The 21,679-nt window shown below is 65.5% G+C and carries 22 protein-coding genes; 12 read left to right on the top strand and 10 right to left on the bottom strand.

Features of this window, described 5'->3' with window-relative positions; translation table 11 throughout:
* Nucleotides 1-7 precede the first annotated feature (7 nt).
* The 7 genes from G6N53_RS23685 to G6N53_RS23655 are packed head-to-tail and all read left to right on the top strand — an operon-like array spanning nucleotide 8 to nucleotide 8,581.
* Nucleotides 8-865, top strand: a complete 858-nt coding sequence (locus G6N53_RS23685) for an MlaE family ABC transporter permease (protein ID WP_163892991.1) — start codon at nucleotides 8-10, stop codon at nucleotides 863-865.
* 8 nt (nucleotides 866-873) lie between these two features.
* Nucleotides 874-2,082: an MCE family protein gene (locus G6N53_RS23680; RefSeq protein WP_163892988.1), complete on the top strand. Its 1,209-nt coding sequence runs from the start codon at nucleotides 874-876 to the stop codon at nucleotides 2,080-2,082.
* The gene (locus G6N53_RS23675) at nucleotides 2,079-3,104 is read left to right on the top strand and encodes an MCE family protein (RefSeq protein ID WP_163892985.1); all 1,026 of its coding nucleotides are present in this window, start codon (nucleotides 2,079-2,081) and stop codon (nucleotides 3,102-3,104) included. Before G6N53_RS23680 ends, G6N53_RS23675 begins: the two co-directional genes overlap by 4 nt.
* Complete coding sequence (locus G6N53_RS23670) at nucleotides 3,105-4,208, top strand: MCE family protein (RefSeq protein WP_163892982.1); 1,104 nt, start codon at nucleotides 3,105-3,107, stop codon at nucleotides 4,206-4,208.
* Entirely contained in the window at nucleotides 4,192-5,679 is a 1,488-nt protein-coding gene (locus G6N53_RS23665; protein ID WP_163892979.1) for an MCE family protein, read from the top strand. The genes G6N53_RS23670 and G6N53_RS23665 overlap by 17 nt, the downstream gene beginning before the upstream one ends.
* Nucleotides 5,676-7,007 carry an MCE family protein gene (locus G6N53_RS23660; protein ID WP_163892976.1) on the top strand — a complete coding sequence of 444 codons (1,332 nt, stop codon included), beginning with the start codon at nucleotides 5,676-5,678 and terminating at the stop codon, nucleotides 7,005-7,007. Before G6N53_RS23665 ends, G6N53_RS23660 begins: the two co-directional genes overlap by 4 nt.
* A complete protein-coding gene (locus tag G6N53_RS23655; protein WP_163892973.1) occupies nucleotides 7,007-8,581 on the top strand; it encodes an MCE family protein in 1,575 nt (524 codons plus the stop codon). The genes G6N53_RS23660 and G6N53_RS23655 overlap by 1 nt, the downstream gene beginning before the upstream one ends.
* Before the next feature lie 8 nt (nucleotides 8,582-8,589).
* On the opposite strand, the gene G6N53_RS23650 is transcribed toward G6N53_RS23655, so the two are convergent.
* Nucleotides 8,590-9,111 carry an Rv2253/PknI dimerization domain-containing protein gene (locus tag G6N53_RS23650; RefSeq protein WP_163892970.1) on the bottom strand — a complete coding sequence of 174 codons (522 nt, stop codon included), beginning with the start codon at nucleotides 9,109-9,111 and terminating at the stop codon, nucleotides 8,590-8,592.
* 78 nt (nucleotides 9,112-9,189) lie between these two features.
* On the opposite strand from G6N53_RS23650, the gene G6N53_RS23645 reads away from it, so the two are divergent.
* Nucleotides 9,190-9,618: a hypothetical protein gene (locus G6N53_RS23645; protein ID WP_163892967.1), complete on the top strand. Its 429-nt coding sequence runs from the start codon at nucleotides 9,190-9,192 to the stop codon at nucleotides 9,616-9,618.
* A 15-nt stretch (nucleotides 9,619-9,633) separates the two neighbouring features.
* Here G6N53_RS23645 and G6N53_RS23640 read toward each other — a convergent pair whose 3' ends face one another.
* Both G6N53_RS23640 and G6N53_RS23635 read right to left on the bottom strand, forming a co-directional pair.
* Nucleotides 9,634-10,074 (bottom strand): Rv2576c family protein, encoded by a 441-nt coding sequence (locus tag G6N53_RS23640; protein WP_163892964.1) that lies wholly within the window; start codon nucleotides 10,072-10,074, stop codon nucleotides 9,634-9,636.
* Between the two features lie 148 nt (nucleotides 10,075-10,222).
* Complete coding sequence (locus G6N53_RS23635; RefSeq protein WP_163892962.1) at nucleotides 10,223-11,512, bottom strand: cytochrome P450; 1,290 nt, start codon at nucleotides 11,510-11,512, stop codon at nucleotides 10,223-10,225.
* A 166-nt stretch (nucleotides 11,513-11,678) separates the two neighbouring features.
* Between G6N53_RS23635 and G6N53_RS23630 the strand changes: the two genes are divergently transcribed.
* The gene (locus tag G6N53_RS23630) at nucleotides 11,679-12,320 is read left to right on the top strand and encodes a TetR/AcrR family transcriptional regulator (protein WP_163892958.1); all 642 of its coding nucleotides are present in this window, start codon (nucleotides 11,679-11,681) and stop codon (nucleotides 12,318-12,320) included.
* Here the strand turns inward: G6N53_RS23630 and G6N53_RS23625 are convergent.
* From G6N53_RS23625 to G6N53_RS23595, 7 genes are all read right to left on the bottom strand, one after another.
* On the bottom strand, nucleotides 12,308-12,610 hold the full coding sequence (locus G6N53_RS23625) for a cytochrome C oxidase subunit IV family protein (protein ID WP_308494825.1): 303 nt from the start codon (nucleotides 12,608-12,610) through the stop codon (nucleotides 12,308-12,310). The genes G6N53_RS23630 and G6N53_RS23625 overlap by 13 nt on opposite strands.
* Nucleotides 12,607-13,203: a cytochrome c oxidase subunit 3 family protein gene (locus G6N53_RS23620; protein ID WP_163892951.1), complete on the bottom strand. Its 597-nt coding sequence runs from the start codon at nucleotides 13,201-13,203 to the stop codon at nucleotides 12,607-12,609. Before G6N53_RS23620 ends, G6N53_RS23625 begins: the two co-directional genes overlap by 4 nt.
* Entirely contained in the window at nucleotides 13,200-13,958 is a 759-nt protein-coding gene (locus G6N53_RS23615) for a hypothetical protein (protein WP_237166623.1), read from the bottom strand. Before G6N53_RS23615 ends, G6N53_RS23620 begins: the two co-directional genes overlap by 4 nt.
* The gene (locus G6N53_RS23610) at nucleotides 13,955-14,698 is read right to left on the bottom strand and encodes a hypothetical protein (RefSeq protein WP_163892947.1); all 744 of its coding nucleotides are present in this window, start codon (nucleotides 14,696-14,698) and stop codon (nucleotides 13,955-13,957) included. The genes G6N53_RS23615 and G6N53_RS23610 overlap by 4 nt, the downstream gene beginning before the upstream one ends.
* A gap of 82 nt (nucleotides 14,699-14,780) precedes the next feature.
* Complete coding sequence (locus G6N53_RS23605; protein WP_163892944.1) at nucleotides 14,781-15,932, bottom strand: thiolase family protein; 1,152 nt, start codon at nucleotides 15,930-15,932, stop codon at nucleotides 14,781-14,783.
* Between the two features lie 9 nt (nucleotides 15,933-15,941).
* Nucleotides 15,942-16,394: a Zn-ribbon domain-containing OB-fold protein gene (locus G6N53_RS23600; RefSeq protein ID WP_163896302.1), complete on the bottom strand. Its 453-nt coding sequence runs from the start codon at nucleotides 16,392-16,394 to the stop codon at nucleotides 15,942-15,944.
* An 83-nt stretch (nucleotides 16,395-16,477) separates the two neighbouring features.
* Entirely contained in the window at nucleotides 16,478-17,194 is a 717-nt protein-coding gene (locus G6N53_RS23595) for an enoyl-CoA hydratase/isomerase family protein (RefSeq protein ID WP_163892940.1), read from the bottom strand.
* Nucleotides 17,195-17,274: 80 nt separating this feature from the next.
* On the opposite strand from G6N53_RS23595, the gene G6N53_RS23590 reads away from it, so the two are divergent.
* From G6N53_RS23590 to G6N53_RS23580, 3 genes are all read left to right on the top strand, one after another.
* The gene (locus tag G6N53_RS23590) at nucleotides 17,275-18,822 is read left to right on the top strand and encodes an AMP-binding protein (RefSeq protein ID WP_163892937.1); all 1,548 of its coding nucleotides are present in this window, start codon (nucleotides 17,275-17,277) and stop codon (nucleotides 18,820-18,822) included.
* A 141-nt stretch (nucleotides 18,823-18,963) separates the two neighbouring features.
* Entirely contained in the window at nucleotides 18,964-20,154 is a 1,191-nt protein-coding gene (locus G6N53_RS23585) for an amidohydrolase family protein (RefSeq protein ID WP_163892935.1), read from the top strand.
* A 32-nt stretch (nucleotides 20,155-20,186) separates the two neighbouring features.
* Nucleotides 20,187-21,620, top strand: coding sequence for a FadD3 family acyl-CoA ligase (locus tag G6N53_RS23580; RefSeq protein ID WP_237166780.1), 1,434 nt, complete (start codon nucleotides 20,187-20,189; stop codon nucleotides 21,618-21,620).
* Nucleotides 21,621-21,679: the final 59 nt, after the last annotated feature.

The following is a 21,679-nucleotide window of genomic DNA, read 5'->3' as shown; positions in this document are numbered from 1 at the left end:
CGCGGTCATGGGTACTTCCACGGTGGTGCGGTCGCGGTTCCCGCGGCTGGTCAACCAGGCCGGTCGGCCGGTGGCCTGGCTGTCCCGCATCGGCGATCACGTGTTGTTCTACGGCCGGGCGTTGGGCGGGGTCCCGCACGCGGCTGTGCATTTCCGCAAGGAGATCATCCGGTTGATCGCCGAGATCTCGATGGGTGCAGGCACCTTGGCGATGATCGGCGGCACCGTGGTGATCGTCGGATTCTTGACCCTCGCCGCCGGCGGCACGTTGGCGATCCAGGGTTACTCGTCGTTGGGCAACATCGGTATCGAGGCGTTGACGGGCTTTTTGGCGGCGTTCATCAATGTGCGTATCGCCGCACCGGTGGTCGCCGGGATCGGGCTGGCGGCGACCTTCGGGGCAGGGGTGACCGCGCAGTTGGGAGCGATGCGGATCAACGAGGAGATCGACGCGCTCGATTCGATGGGGATCCGGTCGGTGGAGTATCTGGTGTCCACCCGGATCGTGGCGGGGATGATCGCGATCACCCCGTTGTATTCGATCGCGGTGATCCTGTCGTTCGTTGCCTCCCAGTTCACCACCGTGGTGTTGTTCGGTCAGTCCGGGGGACTCTACGACCACTATTTCGACACCTTCCTCAACCCGATCGACTTGTTGTGGTCGTTCCTGCAGGCGGTGTTGATGGCGATTGCGATTTTGTTGGTGCACACCTACTTCGGGTTCTTCGCCTCCGGCGGGCCGTCGGGTGTGGGCGCGGCGGTGGGTAACGCGGTCCGTACTTCTCTGGTGGTCGTGGTGTCGGTGACGCTGTTGGTGTCCCTGGCGATCTACGGCTCCAACGGCAACTTCAACCTGTCGGGCTAGGAGACGAGTTGAGCACAAACCGAGGGTCCACGTTCGTCCGGCCACTGGCCGGGCTGGGCTTGATCGTCGCCCTCCTCGCCGTCTTCGCCTTGTCGGTCGGCCTGTTCCGTGGCAGCTTCACCGAAACCGTTCCCGTCACCGTGATCTCGGATCGCGCCGGTCTGGTGATGAATCCGGACGCCAAGGTCAAGATGCGGGGCGTCCAGGTGGGATCGGTGAAGTCGATCGACTACCGGCCCGACGGCACTGCGGCCCTGCGCCTGGACATGGATCCCTCGCAACTGCACCTCATCCCGTCGAACGTCAACGTCGACATCGCCTCCTCCACCGTCTTCGGCGCCAAGTTCGTTCAGCTCGAGGCCCCCCCAGATCCCGCGGCACAGACCCTGAAGAAAGACCAGGTGCTGCGCGGCGACACGGTCACCGTCGAGATCAACACGGTGTTCCAGCAACTGGTTCAGGTCTTCGACAAGATCGACCCGGTCAAGCTCAACGAGACCCTCGGCGCCATCGCCCAGGCGTTCAACGGCCGCGGCGAGCAGTTCGGCACGACGCTGTCCGACTTCAACGCGCTGCTGGCCGAACTCGAACCCAGCCTGCCGAATCTCGCCCGCGACATCGAGGCGTCCGTTCCCGCGCTCACCGCCTACGGCGACGCCGGCCAGGATCTCGTGTCGATCATCGAGAACACCTCCGAGTTGAGCAATTCCATCGTCGAGGAGCAGCAGAACCTGGACGAGTTCCTGGTCAGCGCAACAGGTCTGGCCGAGCTCGGCAACGAGGTGGTCGGCGCCAACCGGCAGGGCCTCACCGACGTCACGAGGTTGCTGGTGCCGACCACCGAGCTGCTCCGCCTGTACCGCAAGTCGCTGTGGTGCGGGATCGGCGGTCTTGTCCCGTTCGCGAAGTCCCCGCCCCAGTTCTCGGGTGTCTTCGTTTCGGCTGGGTTGACTCTGGGGGTCGAGCGGTACCGGTATCCCGGCGACCTGCCGAAGGTCGCGGCCAAGAGCGGAGGCCGCGACTACTGCACCGAACTGGGCCTGCCCGAGTTGCCTGCCGAGTTCGTGCCGCCGTTGCTCATCGGCGACGTCGGCGCCAACCCCGCCCAGTACGGCAACGCCGGAATCCTGCTCAACTCCGAGGGCCTCAAGAACTGGCTGTTCGGCCCCCTCGACGGGCCGCCCCGCAACTCCGCGCAGATCGGAATGCCGGGATGACACGATCAACAGGGACACTGCTCAAGTTCACGGCGTTCGGCCTCGTCATGGCGGTGCTGACGGCATTCCTGTTTCTGGTCTTCAGCGACAGCAGAACCGGTGCGACCAACGAGTACTCGGCAGTTTTCAGCAACGCATCGCGGCTGAAGTCGGGGGACACGGTGCGAATCGCCGGAATCCGGGTCGGCACGGTGAAAGACGTGGAACTGCAGGCCGACAGGAACGTCCTGGTCACGTTCGACACCGACCGCGGTACCGCGCTGACCACCGGCACCCAGGTGGCGATCCGCTACCTCAACCTGGTCGGCGATCGGTTCCTCGAGCTCGTCGACACCCCGGACTCGACGCAGATCCTCGCGGCCGGCTCGCAGATACCCATCTCCCGGACCGCGCCGGCACTCGACCTCGATGTGCTGCTGGGGGGTCTCAAACCGGTCATCCAGGGGTTGAATCCCGAGGACGTCAACGGCCTCACCACGTCGCTGGTGCAGATCCTGCAGGGTCAGGGCGGAACCATCGAATCGCTGTTCTCCAAGACCTCGTCGTTCACGAACTCGCTGGCCGACAACAACGAGGTGATCGAACAGTTGATCGGCGACCTGCAGACGGTGCTGGCGACGCTGTCCGAACAGGGTGACGAATTCTCCGGCGCGATAGACGACCTCGAGCAGTTGGTCAGTGGGTTGTCGACCGACCGTGACCCGATCGGCACCGCGATCGAGGCGCTCGACAACGGCACCGCCTCGATCGCAGACCTGCTCAGTCGCGGACGGGCGCCCCTGGCCGGCACCGTGGACGAGTTGGCCCGGCTCGCCCCGTATGTGGACAACGACCTCGAGCGTCTCGACGCCACGATCCAGCGGTTGCCGGAGATCTACCGCGAGCTCGCCCGCGTCGGCTCCTACGGCGCCTGGTTCCCGTACTACATCTGCGGCATCACCTTCCGTGCAAGCGATCTCGAGGGCCGCACCGTGGTGTTCCCGTGGATCAAGCAAGAGACCGGAAGGTGTGTGGACGAGTAGATGCTGAAATATCGCGGATCTCAGCTCGCCAGGGCCGGTTTCATCGGCGTGGTGGTGATCATCCTGGTCATCGCTGTCGGGCTGCAGCCCGAACGCCTGCTGTCATGGGCAACCGCAATCCGCTATCAGGCTCTGTTCGCCGAAGCGGGCGGTCTGACTGTCGGCAATGACGTGACGGTCTCCGGGATCAAGGTCGGTTCGGTGTCCTCGATCGAACTCGACAACGGGGACGCGCTCGTCGGCTTCACCATCGACGGCAAGTACGCGCTCGGCTCGGACACCACCGCCCACATCCGCACCGGAACTCTGCTCGGTGAGCGGGTACTGGCGCTGGATTCCGACGGCAGCGGCAAGCTCGATCGACAGAAGGTCATCCCGACATCGCGGACGTCGTCGCCGTATTCGTTGACCGACGCGGTCGGTGACCTCACCTCCAATACCGCAGAGACCGACACCGATTCACTGAACCAGTCGTTGGATACGCTCGCGCAGACACTCGACCAGATCTCGCCGCAGCTGGGACCGACCTTCGACGGGTTGTCGCGACTGTCGCGGTCGCTCAACAGCCGAAACGAGAGCCTGTCCGAGCTGCTCGAGACCGCCGGCGACGTCACCGGGATTTTCTCCGAACGCAGCAGCCAGGTCAACGCGTTGATCCTCAACGCCAACGATCTCCTCGCGGTGCTCAACGACCGCCGTTACGCGATCACCAGCCTGCTTGCCAACATCTCGGCGGTATCCCGCGAGCTGACCGGGGTGGTCGCCGACAACGAGCAACAGTTGGCACCGGCGCTGGAACGGTTGAACAACGTCGTCGCGATGCTGGAACGCAACCGGGACAACCTGGCCAAGATCCTGCCCGGTGCCGCCAAGTACTACCTGACCCAGGGGGAGATCGTCTCCAACGGCGCCTACTACAACGCCCTGGTGCCCAACATCCAACCGGCACAGTTGCTGCAGCCGTTCCTGGACTACGCGTTCGGCTTCCGGCGCGGTGTCGATGCCGGCCAGCCGCCGGACAACGCGGGCCCGCGAGCGGAGCTCCCCTTCCCCGTCAACAGCATTCCGCAGCCAGGAGATCTCCCCAATGACGGCAACCCGTAAGCGACTGGTGGCCGGCACGACGATCCTGCTGGCCATCGTCCTGATCGCCGGCGCGGTCTTCCTCGTCCGGCAGGTGTTCTTCGGACCCAAGACGATCACGGCCTACTTCCCGACGGCGACCGCGATCTATCCCGGCGACGAGGTGCGGGTGGCCGGCGTCGAGGTCGGCACGATCGACCGGATCGATCCCGAGGGCACTGAGGCCAAGATGACCCTCAAGGTCGACCGAGATGTGCCGATCCCGGCCGGCGCGAAGGCGGTGATCGTCGCGCAGAACCTGGTGGCTGCGCGCTACGTCCAGCTCACGCCCTCCTACCGTGAAGGTGACGGCCCGACGATGGGCGACGGCGGCGTGATCCCCAGCGACCGGACCGCGGTGCCCGTCGAATGGGATGAGGTCAAAACCCAACTGACCCGGCTCGCCGCCGAACTGGGTCCCCAGGCGGGGGTTTCCGATACCTCGATCTCACGCTTCGTCGACAGTGCCGCAAATGCGCTCGACGATAACGGGGACAAGCTACGGCAGACGCTGAGCCAGCTTTCGGGTGTGGCACGCATCTTCGCCGAGGGCAGCGGCAACATCGTCGACATCATCAAGAACCTGCAGACCTTCGTCACCGCGCTTCGCGACAGCAAGGACCAGATCGTGCTGTTCCAGAACCGCCTCGCCAGCCTGACGAGCGTGGTGAACGACAGCAGATCCGACCTCGACGCGGCGCTGTCGGACCTGTCGGTCGCCATCGGTGAGGTGCAGCGCTTCGTCGCGGGCAGCAGGAACCAGACCTCCGAGCAGATCGAGCGGCTGGGCAATGTCACCCAGGTGCTGGCCGACAACCGGCTGGATCTGGAGAACGTCCTGCACATCACGCCGAACGCGATCGCCAACTTCAACAACATCTTCTACCCGAACGGTGGATCGGTGACGGGCGCGTTCTCTCTGTCGAACTTCGCGAACCCGGTGTGGTTCGTCTGCGGCCTGATCGGTGGCGTCGCGAACACCACCGCCCCCGAAACGGCCAAGCTGTGCGCGCAGTATCTCGGTCCCGCGTTGAAGTTGGTCAATTTCGGTAACCTGCCGTTCCCGATCAACCCCTACCTGAGGCCGGCGGTCAACCCGGACCGGTTGATCTACACCGACCCGAAGCTGGCGCCCGGCGGCGCGGGACCCGGGGACCCACCCGAGGCGCCGCCCACAGTGTCGGCCTACACCGGCGCCGGGGACGTCCCGCCACCGCCGGGATGGCATTCGCCGGCCGGTCCGCCCGGGATCTACACCACCGACGACGATGCGCCCGCCATTCCGTCGCCGGCGTTGTTCCCCGGTGCGCCGATCCCCGGGCCGCCCAACGTGCAGACCAATCTGCCGGCGCAGCCGCAGACGGTCGACGGGTTGCTGTTGCCCCCGACCCCGGCGCCACCAGCGCCGCCCGGTGCGCCGCTGCTACCTGCAGAAGGGATGCCGCCGTCATGATCCGCAGTGTGAAGCGATGGACGGTCGTCGGGTGCAGCGTCGCCCTGTCCATGACCGGGTGCGCGTTCCAGGGTGTCAACTCGCTGCCCCTGCCCGGGGCGGTCGGTCGGGGACCGGATGCGGTCACCTACCACGTCGAGATCGCCAATGTCGCCACGCTGGAATCGAACTCGCCGGTGCTGATCGACGACGTGGTCGTGGGCAGCGTCGGTGAGATGACGGTGAACGACTGGCATGCCGATGTCCAGGTCTCGGTCAAGCCCGACGTGGTGGTTCCCGGCAACGCGGTGGCCACCGTCGGCCAGACCAGCCTGCTGGGCTCGATGCATCTGTCGCTGAACCCGCCGATCGGTGAGGAACCCAGCGGGCGACTGGCGCCCGGGGCCACCCTGCCCCTGAACGCGTCGTCGACGTACCCGACCACCGAGCAGACCCTGTCGTCGCTGTCGACGGTGATCAACGGGGGAGGGCTCGGCCAGATCGGCGACATCATCCACAACTTCAACGCGGGCATCTCCGGTCGTGAGACGGAGATCAGGGACCTGCTGATCCGGCTCGACGATTTTGTCGGCGTCTTGGAGCAGCAGCAGGACAACATCATTGCGTCCATCCAGCAACTGCAGCGCGTCGCCGGAACCTTCGCCGGTCAGACCGAGACGATCGACCGCGCGCTCAAGGACATTCCGCCCGCGCTCGACGTGCTGATCCAGCAGCGGCCCCAGTTCACCACCGCTCTGGACAGGCTCGGACAGTTCAGCGACACCGCCACCGGGCTGGTCAACGACGCCGGTGACGACCTGGTGCAGAACCTGGACAATCTGGGACCCGTCCTCGGGGCGCTGGCCGACATCGGGCCCGACCTCAACCTTGCTCTGCTGTGGGCCTCCGCATTCCCCTACGGTCCGGGCTTCGCCGAGAAGATCACCAAGGGTGACTACATCAACCTGTTCGCGACGTTCGACCTCACCTATCCGCGCCTGAAGAAGACCCTGTTGCTCGGCACGCGGTGGGGTGACGAGAACGCCAAACTGATTCCCGCTCCCGGAGATCCGTACTACCTGAACTATTCCTACGATCCGTTGAAGATCGGTGTCGCGCCGCCGCCCGAGGAGGCGCTGCCGGCGCCGCAGGCCGCCCCCGGTGAGCCGATGCCGCCGGTCACCGGACCGCTGCTGCCGGTGGGCCCGCCGCCGCCCTCCGCGCCGTGGCTCCCGCAGGCACAGCCGATCACGGGTGCGCAGATCTTCGCCGGTCCGTACGGAGAGCAACCGCCTGCGCCGGCCGCGCCGCCTGCCGCCGTGGCACCGACACCGGGAGGGGGCGGCTGATGCTGACTCGTTTCGTCCGAACCCAGTTGATCATCTTCACCATCGCGTCGATCGTCGGCGTGGGGGTGATGATCTTCGCCTACATGCAGGTGCCCACCCTGCTCGGTGTCGGCCGTCTGACCGTGAAGCTGGAACTGCCTGCCTCCGGCGGTCTCTACCGGTTCAGCAATGTCACGTACCGCGGGGTGCAGGTCGGCAAGGTCACCGACGTGGCGCTGACCGAGAACGGTGCCGAAGCGACTCTGTCACTGGAAACGTCGCCGAAGATCCCTGCCGATCTTGCGGCCGAGGTGCTCAGCGTCTCGGCTGTCGGCGAGCAGTACGTGGATCTGCGTCCGAATACCGACTCCGGACCGTTCCTGGAAGACGGATCGCGAATTCCGATGTCGGCCAGCACAGTTCCGCAACAGGTCGGTCCGATGCTCGATCAGCTCAGCGCGCTGGTGGAGAGTCTGCCCAAGGACCGGATTCCCGACCTTCTCGATGAGACGTTCAAGGCGTTCAACGGGGCGGGCCCGGAGTTCGGATCGCTGCTGGACTCCGCGTCCGAGGTGACCGACAGGATCAACGACGCCTCCGGCGAGACCCGCGCGCTGGTCGATGACATCGGTCCACTTCTGGAATCGCAGGCCGAGACGACCGATGCGATCCGGACGTGGGCGCGCAGCCTGTCGGGGGTCACCGCGCAGGTCGTGCAGAACGATCCGCAATTGCGTGCGATTCTGCAGAGCGGCCCCGGCTTCGCCCAGGAGGTCAGCTCGCTGCTCGATCAGGTCAAGCCCACCCTGCCGATCCTGCTGGCCAACCTCACCACGGTGAGCCAGGTCCTGCTCACCTACAACCCGTCGATCGAGCAACTGCTGGTGGTCTTTCCGGGCATCATCGCAGCGCAGCAGTCCTTCGGGCTGCCGAAGAACAACCCGACGGGTTTGCCCGCAGGCGATTTCGCGTTGACCATCAGCGATCCGAACCCGTGTACCACCGGATTTCTGCCGCCGTCACAGTGGCGATCACCCGAAGACGAGACGACGATCGACACCCCTGACGGCTTGTACTGCAAGCTGCCCCAGGATTCTCCGCTCAACGTTCGCGGGGCCCGCAACTACCCCTGCATCGAGCATCCCGGCAAGCGGGCGCCTACCGTCGAGCTCTGCAACGACCCCAGGGGATATCAGCCGTTGGCGATGCGCGATCATCTGCTCGGCCCGTATCCGTTCGACCCCAACCTGGTCTCACAGGGACTTCCGCTCGATGACCGGGTCGACTTCGAGGAGCGGATCTTCGCGCCGACGGAGGGGACTCCGCTGCCGCCCGGCGCGGCCCCGTCCGGAACACCGCAGGGATCACCCGAGCTGGCCCCGTCGCCGCCCCCACTGCCGCTGGGGCCGTCGGCTCCCGGTCAGGCAGTGCCGGCTGCGCCGAGTGCGTTCGACGGCAACGCATCTGGCGGGCCATCGGTGGCCACCGCTCACTACAACCCGGAAACGGGCCAGTACCTGACCGCGGACGGTGCGCTGCAGCAGGTGGCGACCGGGCCCGCCCCGAAGACATGGAAGGATCTGCTGCCGACCTGAGCGGCGAGCTAGCTGACTTTCTGCGCCGACACCGGAAGTTCGATCACCTTCGGGGTGTTGACGCCGCACGCGCCGCTGTCGCTCTTGGTGACGTTGCGTCCCGCCATGTAGGTGAAGTTCTTGGTCAGTCGTTCCTCGGTGTTGCGGTCGACGCCCCACATGATGAACTTCTGGTGACCCGTGGCGAATGTTCCGTTGGGGCAGGGCATCCAGTTCGGCACATCGCGTTCGATGAACCAGTAGTCCCCCGGCAGTCGGGCTGTTCCTGTCCACCCGAGGCTGCTGGTGACCTCGCCGGTGCACTCGATCGGACTCACACAGGACACGTTGACGGTCCAGGTCTCCCGCACCGACAGTTGGTCGATGAGAACCTCGTTGGTCCGCGCCCATTCGCCGTCGGAGAACACCTCCCATGTTCCGGAAATGTTCACCCCGAAATCCGTTGCCTGAGCCGTCGGTGCAGCGCCTAGACTTCCGACGACGGCTACCGTCGTCGCGGCAAGGCTGCTCATCACACGTGCTGCGCGCATGAGACCCAGCCTAATCGGCACTGGAGGAATGCTCTCCAAAAGTGAGAATTTCGTTCCCGCACATGGAAAAATGATGGGGTGCGTTTCCTTGTTGCAGCGATGGCTGCCCTGGCGGGTCCCGCGTGGGTTCTCGCCGCCCCGCCCGCGGCCGCTCAACCACCCCCGCCACCACCAGGGGCCGAATGCAACTACCCCAACTGCACGCCCGGAATCGCGCCCAACATCGTGCTGGGGTCGTACTGCAACAACACCACCTACTACGTCTTCGGGGTGACCGACTGGGGTCGGCTGGTGTTCTGTGGCTCGCCGCGGCGATATGAGCCGCGATGGTTCCGGTCCCCCGAGATGCACGGCATCAAGAACGAGGGTGCCCTGTGCCCGAGCCTCGAAGGCGAAGTGGCCCAGGCGCCGGACGGGCTCTTCCTCACCTGCGTGGCGAAGGACAACCGGTCCTACTGGGCCCGCGGCGATCAGTCGGTGGGCGGCGGCAATCCGCCACCCCAGTAATCATCAAGAGCAGAGTCACCAACTGCGCAGCGAACAGAGTGCGCCCTTGGTGCCCGAGTCGGTCGCCACCACGACATCGTCGACACGCAGTTCGCAGACGAAGCCCGGTTCCGCGAGCGGCGCGGTGGTGGGCCCCGGTAGGCCGACGACGACCATCGCCCAGTCCTCCGGGTCGGCCAGCATGGCTTCGAGCACCCACGGCTGACCCGGCCCGAGGTTGGCTTCGGCGTTGGGCGTGTAGAGGTAGGTGTTGTGGCTGTACTCGGCCCAGCTCGGCGGCTGGGTGTCGCGGTAGTAAATCTCCGCGTTCGCGATGTCCTGACTGGCCCCCACGGTGTAGCGCACGTGGTGCAGGGCCGGTTGGGCTTCGGCGCGCACATCGGCGAGCACGGCACTGGCTGCGAGCAAGCCGGCCGCGGTCGCAGCGACAAGTGGAAGCGGTTTGCAGAACAGCATTTCCAAATCTTAGAACACGCTTCCCGTCGTGTGCCCGGATTGGCCGGCTCGCCCCCTTCCCGCCCGCCCCCTTTCCGCCGGAACGGTATTCCAGGCGTCGATCTGCGAGTGAGCGCCTGCTGGAATGCAATTCCGGCGGAAGGTGGGGCTACCCCTGCGGGGTGAACGTGATGTTCAACTCGGTCAGGCCCCGAAGGATGAAGGTGGGCTCGTAGTTGTAGCTGCGATCGTCGGCGGGGCCATGCCGTTCGGCATCGATCGCGATGTCGCCCATCCGGTCCAGGATGCGCTCCATGGAGACGCGCCCCTCGACGCGGGCCAGCGGGCCTCCCGGGCAGGAATGCACGCCCCGGCCGAACGCGATGTGCTCCCGGACGTTCTTGCGGTTCAGGTCGAACTCGTGGGGATGCTCGAATCGTTTGGGGTCCCGGTTCACCGCTCCGGGGCAGACCATCAACGTGGTGCCCGCCGGCACGTCCATGTCCCCGACGGTGGTGTTCTTCTTCGCGAGCCGGAACTGGCTTTTGACGGGGGCGTCCATTCGCAGTGCCTCTTCCACGAACACCGGGATGCGACTGCGGTCGTGACGCAGGGTCTCCTGGATGTCTGGATGGTCGCCGAGCACCCGTAGCGAGGCGGAGAGCAGCTTGGTGGTCGTCTCTTGGCCCGCGGCGAACAGGAATGTCGCAGACCGTGCCACCTCGAGCACCGGAGGCGTCGACCCATCGGGGTACTTCGCGGTGGCGAGCGCCGTCAGCACGTCGTCGCGGGGGGATTCGCGGCGGTCTTCGAGGTAGCCGACGAACTTGTCGTCGAGCCATTCCAGCGGGTTGAGGCCGACGAGGTCGCTGTGGTCGAGCGAGCCGACGACCGCGCCGGGCCGCGGGGAGCCGAGCACGGTGCGGAACTCCTCGTGGTCGGCCTGCGGTACGCCGAGCAGGTCGGCGATCACCAACAGCGAGAACGGTTTTGCGTATGCGCTCAGGAACTCGCACTTGCCGACAGGGTCCCTGCCGATGATGTCATCGAGGACCTCGTCGGCCAGTCGCCACATGAAGTCCTCGTTCTCCTTCAACCGACTGGGGGTGAGTAGGCGGTTGAGCAGCGAACGCGCGTTGGTGTGTTCGGGCGGGTCCATGGTGACCATGTGCTCGAACATCGGCATCTGTGATCGGTGAGCCGTGATCTGCTCGGTGATGTCGTCGCCCTCGGGTGTGAACGGCAGCGGCGGGAACGGACCGGCCACGGCGATACACGACGAAAACGTGTCGGGGTCCTTGAGGACGGTCGCGGCCTCGTCGTAGCCGGTGATGGCCAGCACGCCGTAGTTGGGTTCCCGCACCACCGGGCATTTGCTGCGCAGATGGTCGAAATACGGGTGCGGGTCCGGCACAAGAGACTGATCGGTGAAGTAATCGATCGTGTCGAAGTCGCTCATGTGCTGGTGCCTCCCGGGCCATGCTGATCGAGGGATGGGCTGATTCGCTCAGTTTTGATGGTTTCGCGAAAATGCTGAGCACCTGCTTAGCATGAGGTAAGAGTTAGGGTCAAGATCGAAGCGACACGCAGGCAATGAGCGCGAGTTGGGGAAGCAGGAGTTGGGCATGGCATCGCCGCGACGGATCGGGGCGCCGGACGCGAAGAACCGTGTCGTGTTGCTCGATGCTGCCGAACAGCTGCTGATCCAGGAGGGCTACGCGGCGGTGACTTCACGCCGGGTGGCCGACCAGGCGGGATTGAAGCCGCAGCTGGTGCATTACTACTTCCGCACCATGGAAGACCTGTTCCTGGCGGTGTTCCACCGCAGAGCCGAAGAGGGTCTCAAGGTGCTCGCCACCGCGTTGCAGTCGCCGCAGCCGCTGTGGGCGCTGTGGCGGTTCAGCACGGCTCCCGAGGCCACGAGGCTGACCATGGAGTTCATGGGACTGGCCAACCACCGCAAGGCCCTGCGCGCGGAGATCGTCTACTACGCCGAGCGGTTCCGTGACGAGCAGAACAAGGCCATCGCCGCTGCACTTCGGAGCCATGGCATCGACGCCACCGACGTCCCCCCGGTGGTGTGGACGGTGTTCGCGACGAGCGTGTCGCAGGCGCTGGTGATGGAACGTGCGCTCGGCATGTCCACCGGTCACGAGGAGACCTTCGCCTTCTGCGAGGGGTGGCTGAGGCGCCTCGAGGGTGAACCAGAAGCGGGTGTGACGCCCGCCGCCCCGGTCGCCGTCGACGACCCCGCTCACCAGAGATAGATGACCAGCACCGCCCCCCACAGCGCCGCGAGCCACAGGTCGGTGCTGTGACGCAGCCACCGCGGGGCGTCGCGGACCTCCATGAAATACCGGATGATCACGCGGCCTTTGATGAACCCGAGCAGAATCGCGGTGACGGTGATGGGCACGCTGGCGCTCGCGTGGTCTTCGGAATGCCCCGGAGCCAGCCACCACGAGACCACTGTGATCGCCGAGAGGACGAGCCAGGCGGCGGTGATGGCACGTGTGGAGCGCTCTGGAGAATCGGTGCTCGTGGTCAACCCGCTCACCTCATCACGTAGAGCAGGCCGAAGATGACGACCCAGAGAAGGTCGACCATGTGCCAGTAGGTCGCGCTGGACTCGACCATCGACATCCGGCGCTTGTGAGGGTTTCGTAGTTCCCGCACAACAATTCCCATGAGCAGCAGCCCGAGCGTCACATGGAACAGGTGCACGCCGGTGAGCATGTAGTAGAACATGAAGAACTCGCTGCCCGCCATCGTGTGCCCCTCGGCGACCTTCGTCGTCCACTCGTAGGCCTTGATCCCGATGAACAGCGCTCCGCATCCGGCGCCGGCGTAGGTCAGGCGGATCGCTGCATCGTGGTCACCACTGCGGGCCGCCACCACGCTGCGCGCTACGAACCACGAACTCGTCAGCAACACAAGGGTGTTGAGGACGCCGACGTTGAGGTTCAGATGCTGCTGCGCCTCGAGGAATTCCTGTGGCGCCATCGCACGGTGCACCATGAAGATCAGAAAGTACGACCCGAAGATGATCAGGTCGCCGAGCACCATCACCCACATGGCGCCGTCGCCGGGCAGGTGGTTGCCCGGCGCTCGTTCGGCGCGCTGGGGGGCAGTCTGAGTCGTCTCCGTCATGGCAGCGGGACCTGGTCGGCGGGTTGCTCCTCGTTGGCCTTCTTGAGGAAGAAGATCACACACGACAGCCAGAAGCCGAAGATCACCGTCCCGGTCCAGAACGACATCGAGCCGTTCCATGCGAACGGACCCGCCGGTGCAACGAAGACCGGTACTGCCACGATCTCGGTGACGATCTGCCAGATGGTGACGTAGCCAAGCCATTTCGGGAATATTCTGTTGCGGTCGTAGAGGATCGCAATGGCGAAGCCGAAGTATGCTGCGGTGAAGCAACCCAGCGAACCGACATAGGAAAGGCACCCGAGGTCGTAGAGCAGTGCCAGCACCTCGGGATCGCGGTCGGGGCGGAAGGCGGCGACCAGGAAGCAGAACGCGACCAGCAGGCAACCCGGAAGCGCGCCGACGGCCATCCCGCCCAGGTACACGTAGGCCATAGTCGAGCCCGCCGACATGCGTTTCATGTGGTAGACGACGATGCCGTTGGCGACCCCGGCGCCACCCACGATGAGGATCAGGATGCCGAACCCGATCTGGATCGTCAGGCTGTGGGCGGTGAAGAATTCGACCTTCTCCTCGGTGGTCACGTCCGGGCGCGGCGGCGGCATGGTCCTGGCCAGCAGGAAGAAGATCGCACCGAACGCAGTGTAGAACGCCGGCACGATCGAGAAGACGATCCAGATGTCACGCTTGCTCGTCGTGTCGGGTTCCTGACCGGTCGACGCGGTCGTCGCGTCCGGTGACACCACCGGGCTCATCGCGCCACGCCCTCCTCGACGGCCTGCCGGTGAACCGCTGAACGCAGCACGAAGAACATCACCACGACGAACAGGGTGAAGGCGCCGGCACGCAACCAGAACGAGATCGCACCATCCCAGGCCAGCGGGCCGGTCTGGAACACCGCGGCCGCCGCGGCCGGTGCCATGGCCAACCCGGTCACGACCGCGAAATGACCGACCCACCGCTCGAATACGGGATTCGGTCCGGTATCCAGATAGACGGCGAGTGCGAGCAGCAGGTTCTGCGCCACGAGCATCCCGACCGGGGCCACCAATGTGATCCAGGCCAGATCGTTGAGCAACAGCAGCAACTCCGGGCTGCGCTCCGGGCGAAACGCCGCGACCAGGTAGAAGATGTCGGCCAACGCGAAGATGGTGGCGCCGCTGACCACGGCCGTCAGATAGCAGTAGGCCAACGCGTGGCTCTGGGTGGCCATCCTCTTCATCTGCACGACGATCACCATGAAGAACGGCAACAACATGATGGCGCAGAGGTTGTAGGTGATCATGCTGAACCGGATCATCGCGGTGTTGTCCGCATAGAACGCCGCGACCTCGTCGGCGGACATCGTGGGCGACATCGGCGGGAAGAAGCCGGGGAAGGCCAGGAACGCGACCAGCAGGATCGCGCCGATGACCGGAGTCGTCCACAGGGCTATCAGCTGGGTCCTGATGTTCGCCGTCTTCGGCAGTTCCTCGGCCTCGGCAAGTACCTGCATGACGCCCCCATCTGTCGGTTGCCGATCGGCTACTTGAAGAGAGAGTAGCCGATCGGCAACCGAAGCTCCAGCAGGTGGGGCGTTACAGCGAGAGGATGGTCGCCGAGGCGGTTCCGGGGGCGCCGTAGACCTGGGCAAGGCCCACCCGCGGCTCTCCCGGTACCTGGCGGTCGCCGGCCTCACCGCGCAACTGGCGCACCAGTTCGTGAACCTGCCGAAGTCCTGAGGCGCCGATGGGCTCGCCGTTGGCGATCAACCCGCCGTCGGTGTTGACGGGTATGACGCCGTGGATCTCGGTGGCGCCGTCGGCGAGCAACTTCTCCTGTTCGCCGTCGGCGCACAGCCCGGTTTCGGCCATGTGGATGACCTCGGCCCCGGCGTCGGTGTCCTGCAGCTGGGCGATGTCGATGTCCTCGGGGCCGATGCCCGCCGCCTCATAGGCGGCTTTCGCCGCGTACACGGTGGGGGACGGATCCTCGTCGAGGGGCGCCGAGGTGGCATGCACTTCGTAGGCCCCGAACGTGCGCGTGCGAATCTCGCTGGCGCGCACGAAAACCGGCTTGTCGGTGTACTTGTGGGCGAGGTCGCCACGGCACATGATGACCGCAGCTGCACCTTCGTCCGGGGCGCAGAACATGTACTGCCGCAGCGGATAGTTCAGCACTGGTGACGCCATGATCTCCTCGACCGAGATCTCTTTGCGCCGGAAGGCATTCGGGTTCAGCGTGCCGTTGCGGAAGTTCTTGTTGGCCACCCGCGCCAGCGTCTCCTCCGAGATGCCGTGCTTGTGGATGTAGTGGTTGGCCTTCATGCCGAAGAACTTTGTGGTGACGAACTGTCCGTTCTCGGCATACCACTGGGGTAGCGCCAGCTTGGCGGGATCGTCGGTGAACGCACCGCGGGGGTGCTTGTCCAGACCGATCGCGATCCCGATGTCGTACTTGCCCAGCCGGATCGTGTCCGCCGTCTGCTGAATCGCCGAGGCGGCGGTGGCGCAGGCGTTGAACACGTTGGTGAACGTGATCCCCGTCAGGCCGACCAGTCGGGTCACCGCGTCGGGGTTCGAGACCTCATAGCTGCCGCCGAAGCCGAACTGGATGCTCTTCCATTCCATCCCGGCGTCGGCAAGCGCGAGATCGATCGCCTCGGCGCCCATCTCCATGGCCGTCTTGTCGAACCGGCCGAACGGATGCAGACCCACGCCGATGATCGCGACGTCGTTGGCGTTGCTCATTTGAGTCCCTTAATTGGTGACCGGTTGAAAGGCGAAAGTCACGACCTCGTTGCCGTCGGCATCGGTCGTGAACGGAATCATGGTCAACTCCACGTCCTGACCGAATTCCAGCTTGGCCGGGTCGTTCTCGGTGAGTCTTCCCTCGACCCGGATCACGGCGTCTTCTCCAGTACCGAGTTGCACCAACCCCACGCCGAAAGGCACGAACTCCTTGCCTGTGGGCCCCGCGTACGGCGCCCCGGGCGGAAACCCCTGCGTGGTCCACGCGACCAACGTCCCGGTGCGAGGAAGGAGCAGCTCGGCCATCGATCCCGAACTGCAACGCGGACAGCGCTGCTGTGTGGGGAAGGTGACAGCGCCGCAGCTGTCGCACTTGCTGCCGATCAGCTGGGGATCGTCCGCCGGCCAGGTGGATATTTCGGGCGCAAGTGCCCGTTGCGATGTCGACACGACGCTGACGATAATCGGAAATGGCGTTCTCGTCCAGAGAGAATCATCCGGGGCGAGCGGGTATCGGGGCAGCCTCCGCGCGGTGACGAGGCGGTCTATTTGGGCCGTTTCATCGCCCGGTCCGCGGCTGCCCAGTGCTCGTCGGACACCCACAGCCTGGCGAACGCTGCGACGGCTTCGGTGGTGGGAACGCCGCGCATCACCCGCTTGACTTCCCCTGCCGGTGCGGCGGCCAGCGACCGCCCGATCGCGCGCCACTGCTCGTCGAAGGTTGCGCGCGCGCACACCTGGTCGATCAACCCGATCCGCTCGGCTTCGGCCGCGTCGACGATGCGGCCAGTGCCCGCCAGCAGCAGCGCCTTGCTGTAGCCGACCAACGCCACCAGCCTTTCGGCACCACCCCAGGCGGGCATGATCGCCAGCGAGACCTGGTTGAACCCGATCTTGATGTCGTCTGCTGCCACCCGGATATCGGCTGCGACCGCGAACTCTGCGCCCCCGCCGAGCGCATGACCGTTGAGAGCGGCCATGACGGGCGCCGGGAAGCCGGCGATGCGGTCGCAGATCGACCTCATCCGGAAGGCCATCGCGGAGGCCTGAGCCTCGGTGCGCAGCGCGCTGAGTTCTTTCAGGTCCCCACCCGAGACGAACGCGCGGTCGCCTGCCCCGGTGAGCACGAGGGCGGCTGCTCCCGCTGCGCCGTCGAGCGCCTTGTCGAGTTGGTCCATGGTCTCCAGCGAGATCGCATTGCGTGCGTGCGGCCGGTCGATGGTGATGACCGCCAGGCCATCGTCGAATTCAAGGTCCACCATCGCCCGTTCTCCATCTGCGGTATTGGCATTCTCGCGAGCGGAGAATAGCATCGCCTCCCGAACGGGAGGTGGCGCCAGGCATGCGAGAAATTCCTGCTGAGCTGACCAAGCTCTACCAGCAAGAGGGCTGGTGGACCCAGGAAACGCTCGGCGATCTCGTCGCGCAGGGCCTGGCGGCCGGTCCCGACACCGGCTTCCACGTCCACTCGGAGGTGCGGCCGTACGCCGGCACCTTCGCCGAGGTCGAACACGACGCCCGCCGCCTGGCCGCCGGTCTGCGTTCGCGCGGGACCGGCGCCGGCGATGTCGTGGCGATACAGCTTCCGAACTGGCGCGAAGCGGCCGTCGCATTCTGGGCGGCATCTTTCCTGGGTGCCGTCATCGTGCCGATCGTGCACTTCTACGGCCGCAAGGAACTCGCGTACATCCTGGCGGCCGCCAAGCCGCAGGTGTTCATCACCGCCGAGTCGTTCGGACGGATGCAGCACCAGCCCGATCTGTGTGCCGAAGTGCCGATCGTCGGCCTTGTGGGTACCGCCGGATTCGACGAGCTCTTCGACGACGAACCCCTGGTCGGCACCGAGGCGACGGACCCGGCCGGGCCCGCCCTGATCGCGTTCACCTCAGGGACCACCCGCGCGCCCAAGGGGGTCATCCACAGTCATCAGACGCTGAGTTGTGAGACGCGTCAGCTCCTGGCGAACTATCCGACCGACCGGGGCCGCCAACTCACGGCCACCCCCGTCGGGCACTTCATCGGAATGCTCGGCGCGTTTCTCATACCGGTGCTCGAGGGTGCCCCGATCGACCTGGTCGATGTGTGGGATCCGGGCAAGGTCCTGGCTCTGATGAAGTCCGACGGCCTGTCGGTGGGTGGAGGGCCGCCGTACTTCGTCACCAGTCTGCTCGACCACCCCGATTGCACCGACGACCACCGCCGGCTGTTCACCACGGTGGGCCTCGGCGGGTCCACGGTGCCCGCGGCGGTGACCCGCCGGCTGGCCGACCTGGGCATGTTCGTCTTCCGGTCCTACGGCAGCACCGAGCATCCGTCGATCACCGGATCAGGTCCGCAGGCGCCCGAGGAGAAACGCCTCTACACCGATGGCAACCCGCGACCCGGCGTCGAGATCAGGATCGCCGAGGACGGGGAGATCCTTTCCCGCGGTCCAGATCTGTGCCTGGGGTACACCGACGACGAGCTGACTGCCGGCGCTTTCGACGACGATGGCTGGTACCGCACTGGCGATGTCGGCGTACTCGACGAGGACGGATACCTGACGATCACCGACCGCAAGGCTGATGTGATCATCCGCGGCGGCGAGAACATCAGCGCGGTCGAGGTCGAGGAAGTGCTGCTGTCGATGCCGGCGGTGGCCGAGGCTGTGGTCGTGGCGGCGCCGGATGCCCGCCTCGGCGAGCGGGCCGCGGCCGTGTTGCGCATCCGGCACGGCCACGAGATGCCGTCGCTGGAGGACGTCCGCGCCCACTTCAGGGGCGCCGGGATGGCACGTCAGAAATGGCCGGAGGAGCTGCACCGGGTGGACGAGTATCCGAGGACGGCGAGCGGCAAGGTCCAGAAGTTCGCCGTGCGGGAGCACGTGAGGGCACAGTGCGGGAGCACGTGAGGGCACAGTGCGGGAGCACGTGAGGGCACAGTGCGGGAGCACGTGAGGGCGGAGTGCGGGAGCACGTGAGGATGGCCCCCTGCTCGTTGCGGCCCACGAACAATGAGAATAGGATTCTCTCAAGAAGAAAAGGAGTGTTTCATGGGTCAACTATCGCACCGGGTCGACATCCCGTTTCCGTTGTTCGATGCGGACAACCATCTGTACGAGCCACCGGAGGCACTGACGAAGTACCTGCCGAAGGAGTACAAGGACGTCGTCCAGTACGTGGAGGTCAACGGGCGCACCAAGATCGCGCTGAAGGGTCAGATCAGTAACTACATTCCGAACCCGACGTTCTCGGTGGTCGCCAAGCCGGGTGCCTGGGAGGAGTACTTCAAGTTCGGCAACCCGGATGGCAAGAGCAAGCGCGAACTCTTCGGCGAGCCGATGAAGGCGATTCCGGCGTTCTTCGAGCCCGCCCCCCGGCTGATCAAGATGGACGAGCTCGGTCTCGACCGTTCGCTGATGTTCCCGACCCTGGCCAGCCTGATCGAAGAGCGGCTCAGCGACGATCCGCTCGCCATCCACGTCATCGTGCACGCGCTCAACGAATGGTTGCACGAGGTGTGGGGATTCAATTACAAGAACCGCATCTTCACCACGCCGGTGATCACACTGCCGATCGTCGAGAAGGCGATCGAGGAACTGGAGTGGGCGGTCAAGCGCGGTGCCCGAGCCATCCTGATCCGCCCGGCTCCGGTACCGGGATTCCGCGGCCCGCGCTCGTTCGCGCTGCCGGAGTTCGATCCGTTCTGGGAGCGTTGCGTCGAATACGACATCTTCGTCGGAATGCACTCCAGTGACAGCGGCTACTCCCGTTACACCTCCGAATGGGATGGCGCCGCGCAGGAGATGCTGCCGTTCCAGACCAATGCGATGTCGATTCTCAACGAGTGGCGCCCGATCCAGGATGCGGTGGCGTCCTGGGTGATCCACGGCGCGCTGTTCCGGTTCCCGAAGCTGAAGGTGGGCATCGTGGAGGCGGGGTCGAAGTGGATGTTCCCGTTGTTGGACTCGATGGCCGAGGTGTACAAGAAGGCGCCCGAGGCATTCGCCGGCAACCCGATGGAAGAGATCAAGAACCGCATCTACGTCAGCCCGTTCTACGAGGAGGGCATCGACGATCTGATCAACCTGATCGGAGTGGACCAGGTGCTCTACGGCTCGGACTGGCCGCACCCGGAGGGCCTGGCGGAACCGACACACTACGTGACCGCGCTCGAGCATCTCTCCGTCGAGGATCAGGCGAAGATCATGGGCGGCAACCTGGGTCGCCTCGTCACTACGTGACGTACCAGGCCCGCTGGGACACCATCCCGGAGATGGTCGCCAGCGCGGCGGACCGATTCGGCGACGCGGAAGCGGTCGTCGACGGTCCGCTGCGCTTGTCTTTCAGCGAGTTGGTCGAGCGAATCCACTGTGCCGCAGGCGCCTTTGCTGATCTCGGCATCGCGAAAGGTGACCGTGCCGCTCTCTGGGCGCCCAACAGCGCCGAATGGATCATCGCCGCGTTCGGCTTGATCACCGCCGGCGGCGTGTTGGTGCCCGTCAACACCCGGTTCAAGGCCGACGAAGCGGCCGACATCATCAGCCGCAGCGGAGCCAAGGCCGTGCTGGTTCAGCAGGGCTTCCTCGGCGTGAACTACGCCGCACCCCAGGGTGTCCCGGTCATCGACATCAAGTCCGACTTCCTGTCGAGCGGTCGGCCGTACAGCCGCCCGGTCGATGGCGAAAACATCTCCGACATCATCTTCACCTCGGGCACCACCGGTCGGCCCAAAGGCGTGATGATGAACCATCGCCAGAACCTGCGCCTGTACGAAGAGTGGTGTGAGCTGGCGGATCTCCGCCAGGGTGACCGCTACCTGATGGTCAATCCGTATTTTCACACCTTCGGCTACAAGGCGGGTCTGATCGCATCGTGCATCCGAGGGGCGACGATGTTGCCGGTTCCGACCTTCGACGTCGACCGTGTCGTGGAACTCATTGCCGCAGAGCGGGTGACGATGTTGCCTGGGCCGCCGACGCTGTATCACTCGTTGTTGGGTGTCGAGAACAAGGCCGCTCTGGCGACGCTTCGCGCCGGCGTGACCGGCGCTGCCGACATCCCGGTCGAGCTGGTGCGTCGGGTGCACGAGGAGCTTCCGTTCCAGACGCTGGCGACAGGGTACGGCCTCACCGAGGCCGGCACGGTGACGTTGTCGCGGCCGGGGGACTCGTTCGAAGACATCGCGACGACGGCCGGCGTGGCCTGCGACGGTGTCGAGATGCGTATCGCCGACGACGGCGAGGTGCTGGTGCGCGGCTACACCGTGATGCAGGGGTATCTGGATGACCCGACCGCCACCGCCGAGGCGATCGACCCGCAGGGCTGGTTGCACACCGGCGACCTGGGCACCATCGACGGCGCCGGTCGGCTGCGCATCGTCGGCCGGAAGAAGGACATGTTCATCGTGGGGGGCTTCAACGCCTATCCGGCCGAGATCGAAGGTTTCCTGCTGGAGCACCCCGCGGTGGCCCAGGCTGCGGTCATCGGGGTGCCCGACGAACGTCTGGGACAGGTGGGAAAGGCATTCGTGGTGCCGAAGGCGGACGAGAGCACGGGTGGGGTGGTGACCGCCGAGCAACTGATCGCGTGGAGTCGCGACCGAATGGCCGGTTTCAAGGTGCCGCGGTATGTAGAGTTCCTCGACGAGTTGCCGTTGAACGCCACCGGCAAGGTGATGAAAGACAAGTTGCAAGGCCATCACCGCTGAGCATCCGCACAGCGTGTAAACATCATTTCCGCAGACAATGGCTCTTTGCCGGGCTCCGC

Source organism: Mycolicibacterium hippocampi, from assembly GCF_010723735.1.
Lineage (GTDB): Bacteria > Actinomycetota > Actinomycetes > Mycobacteriales > Mycobacteriaceae > Mycobacterium > Mycobacterium hippocampi.
This window is presented reverse-complemented; position numbering and strand designations above follow the sequence as displayed.

Coding starts and splice junctions, on each gene's coding strand:
- G6N53_RS23685 (WP_163892991.1), top strand. CDS start 8: ATGGGTACTTCCACGGTGGTGCGGTCGCGGTTCCCGCGGCTGGTCAAC.
- G6N53_RS23675 (WP_163892985.1), top strand. CDS start 2,079: ATGACACGATCAACAGGGACACTGCTCAAGTTCACGGCGTTCGGCCTC.
- G6N53_RS23670 (WP_163892982.1), top strand. CDS start 3,105: ATGCTGAAATATCGCGGATCTCAGCTCGCCAGGGCCGGTTTCATCGGC.
- G6N53_RS23665 (WP_163892979.1), top strand. CDS start 4,192: ATGACGGCAACCCGTAAGCGACTGGTGGCCGGCACGACGATCCTGCTG.
- G6N53_RS23660 (WP_163892976.1), top strand. CDS start 5,676: ATGATCCGCAGTGTGAAGCGATGGACGGTCGTCGGGTGCAGCGTCGCC.
- G6N53_RS23655 (WP_163892973.1), top strand. CDS start 7,007: ATGCTGACTCGTTTCGTCCGAACCCAGTTGATCATCTTCACCATCGCG.
- G6N53_RS23650 (WP_163892970.1), bottom strand. CDS start 9,111: ATGCGCGCAGCACGTGTGATGAGCAGCCTTGCCGCGACGACGGTAGCC.
- G6N53_RS23640 (WP_163892964.1), bottom strand. CDS start 10,074: ATGCTGTTCTGCAAACCGCTTCCACTTGTCGCTGCGACCGCGGCCGGC.
- G6N53_RS23635 (WP_163892962.1), bottom strand. CDS start 11,512: ATGAGCGACTTCGACACGATCGATTACTTCACCGATCAGTCTCTTGTG.
- G6N53_RS23630 (WP_163892958.1), top strand. CDS start 11,679: ATGGCATCGCCGCGACGGATCGGGGCGCCGGACGCGAAGAACCGTGTC.
- G6N53_RS23620 (WP_163892951.1), bottom strand. CDS start 13,203: ATGACGGAGACGACTCAGACTGCCCCCCAGCGCGCCGAACGAGCGCCG.
- G6N53_RS23615 (WP_237166623.1), bottom strand. CDS start 13,958: ATGAGCCCGGTGGTGTCACCGGACGCGACGACCGCGTCGACCGGTCAG.
- G6N53_RS23610 (WP_163892947.1), bottom strand. CDS start 14,698: ATGCAGGTACTTGCCGAGGCCGAGGAACTGCCGAAGACGGCGAACATC.
- G6N53_RS23605 (WP_163892944.1), bottom strand. CDS start 15,932: ATGAGCAACGCCAACGACGTCGCGATCATCGGCGTGGGTCTGCATCCG.
- G6N53_RS23595 (WP_163892940.1), bottom strand. CDS start 17,194: ATGGTGGACCTTGAATTCGACGATGGCCTGGCGGTCATCACCATCGAC.
- G6N53_RS23590 (WP_163892937.1), top strand. CDS start 17,275: ATGCGAGAAATTCCTGCTGAGCTGACCAAGCTCTACCAGCAAGAGGGC.
- G6N53_RS23585 (WP_163892935.1), top strand. CDS start 18,964: ATGGGTCAACTATCGCACCGGGTCGACATCCCGTTTCCGTTGTTCGAT.
- G6N53_RS23580 (WP_237166780.1), top strand. CDS start 20,187: ATGGTCGCCAGCGCGGCGGACCGATTCGGCGACGCGGAAGCGGTCGTC.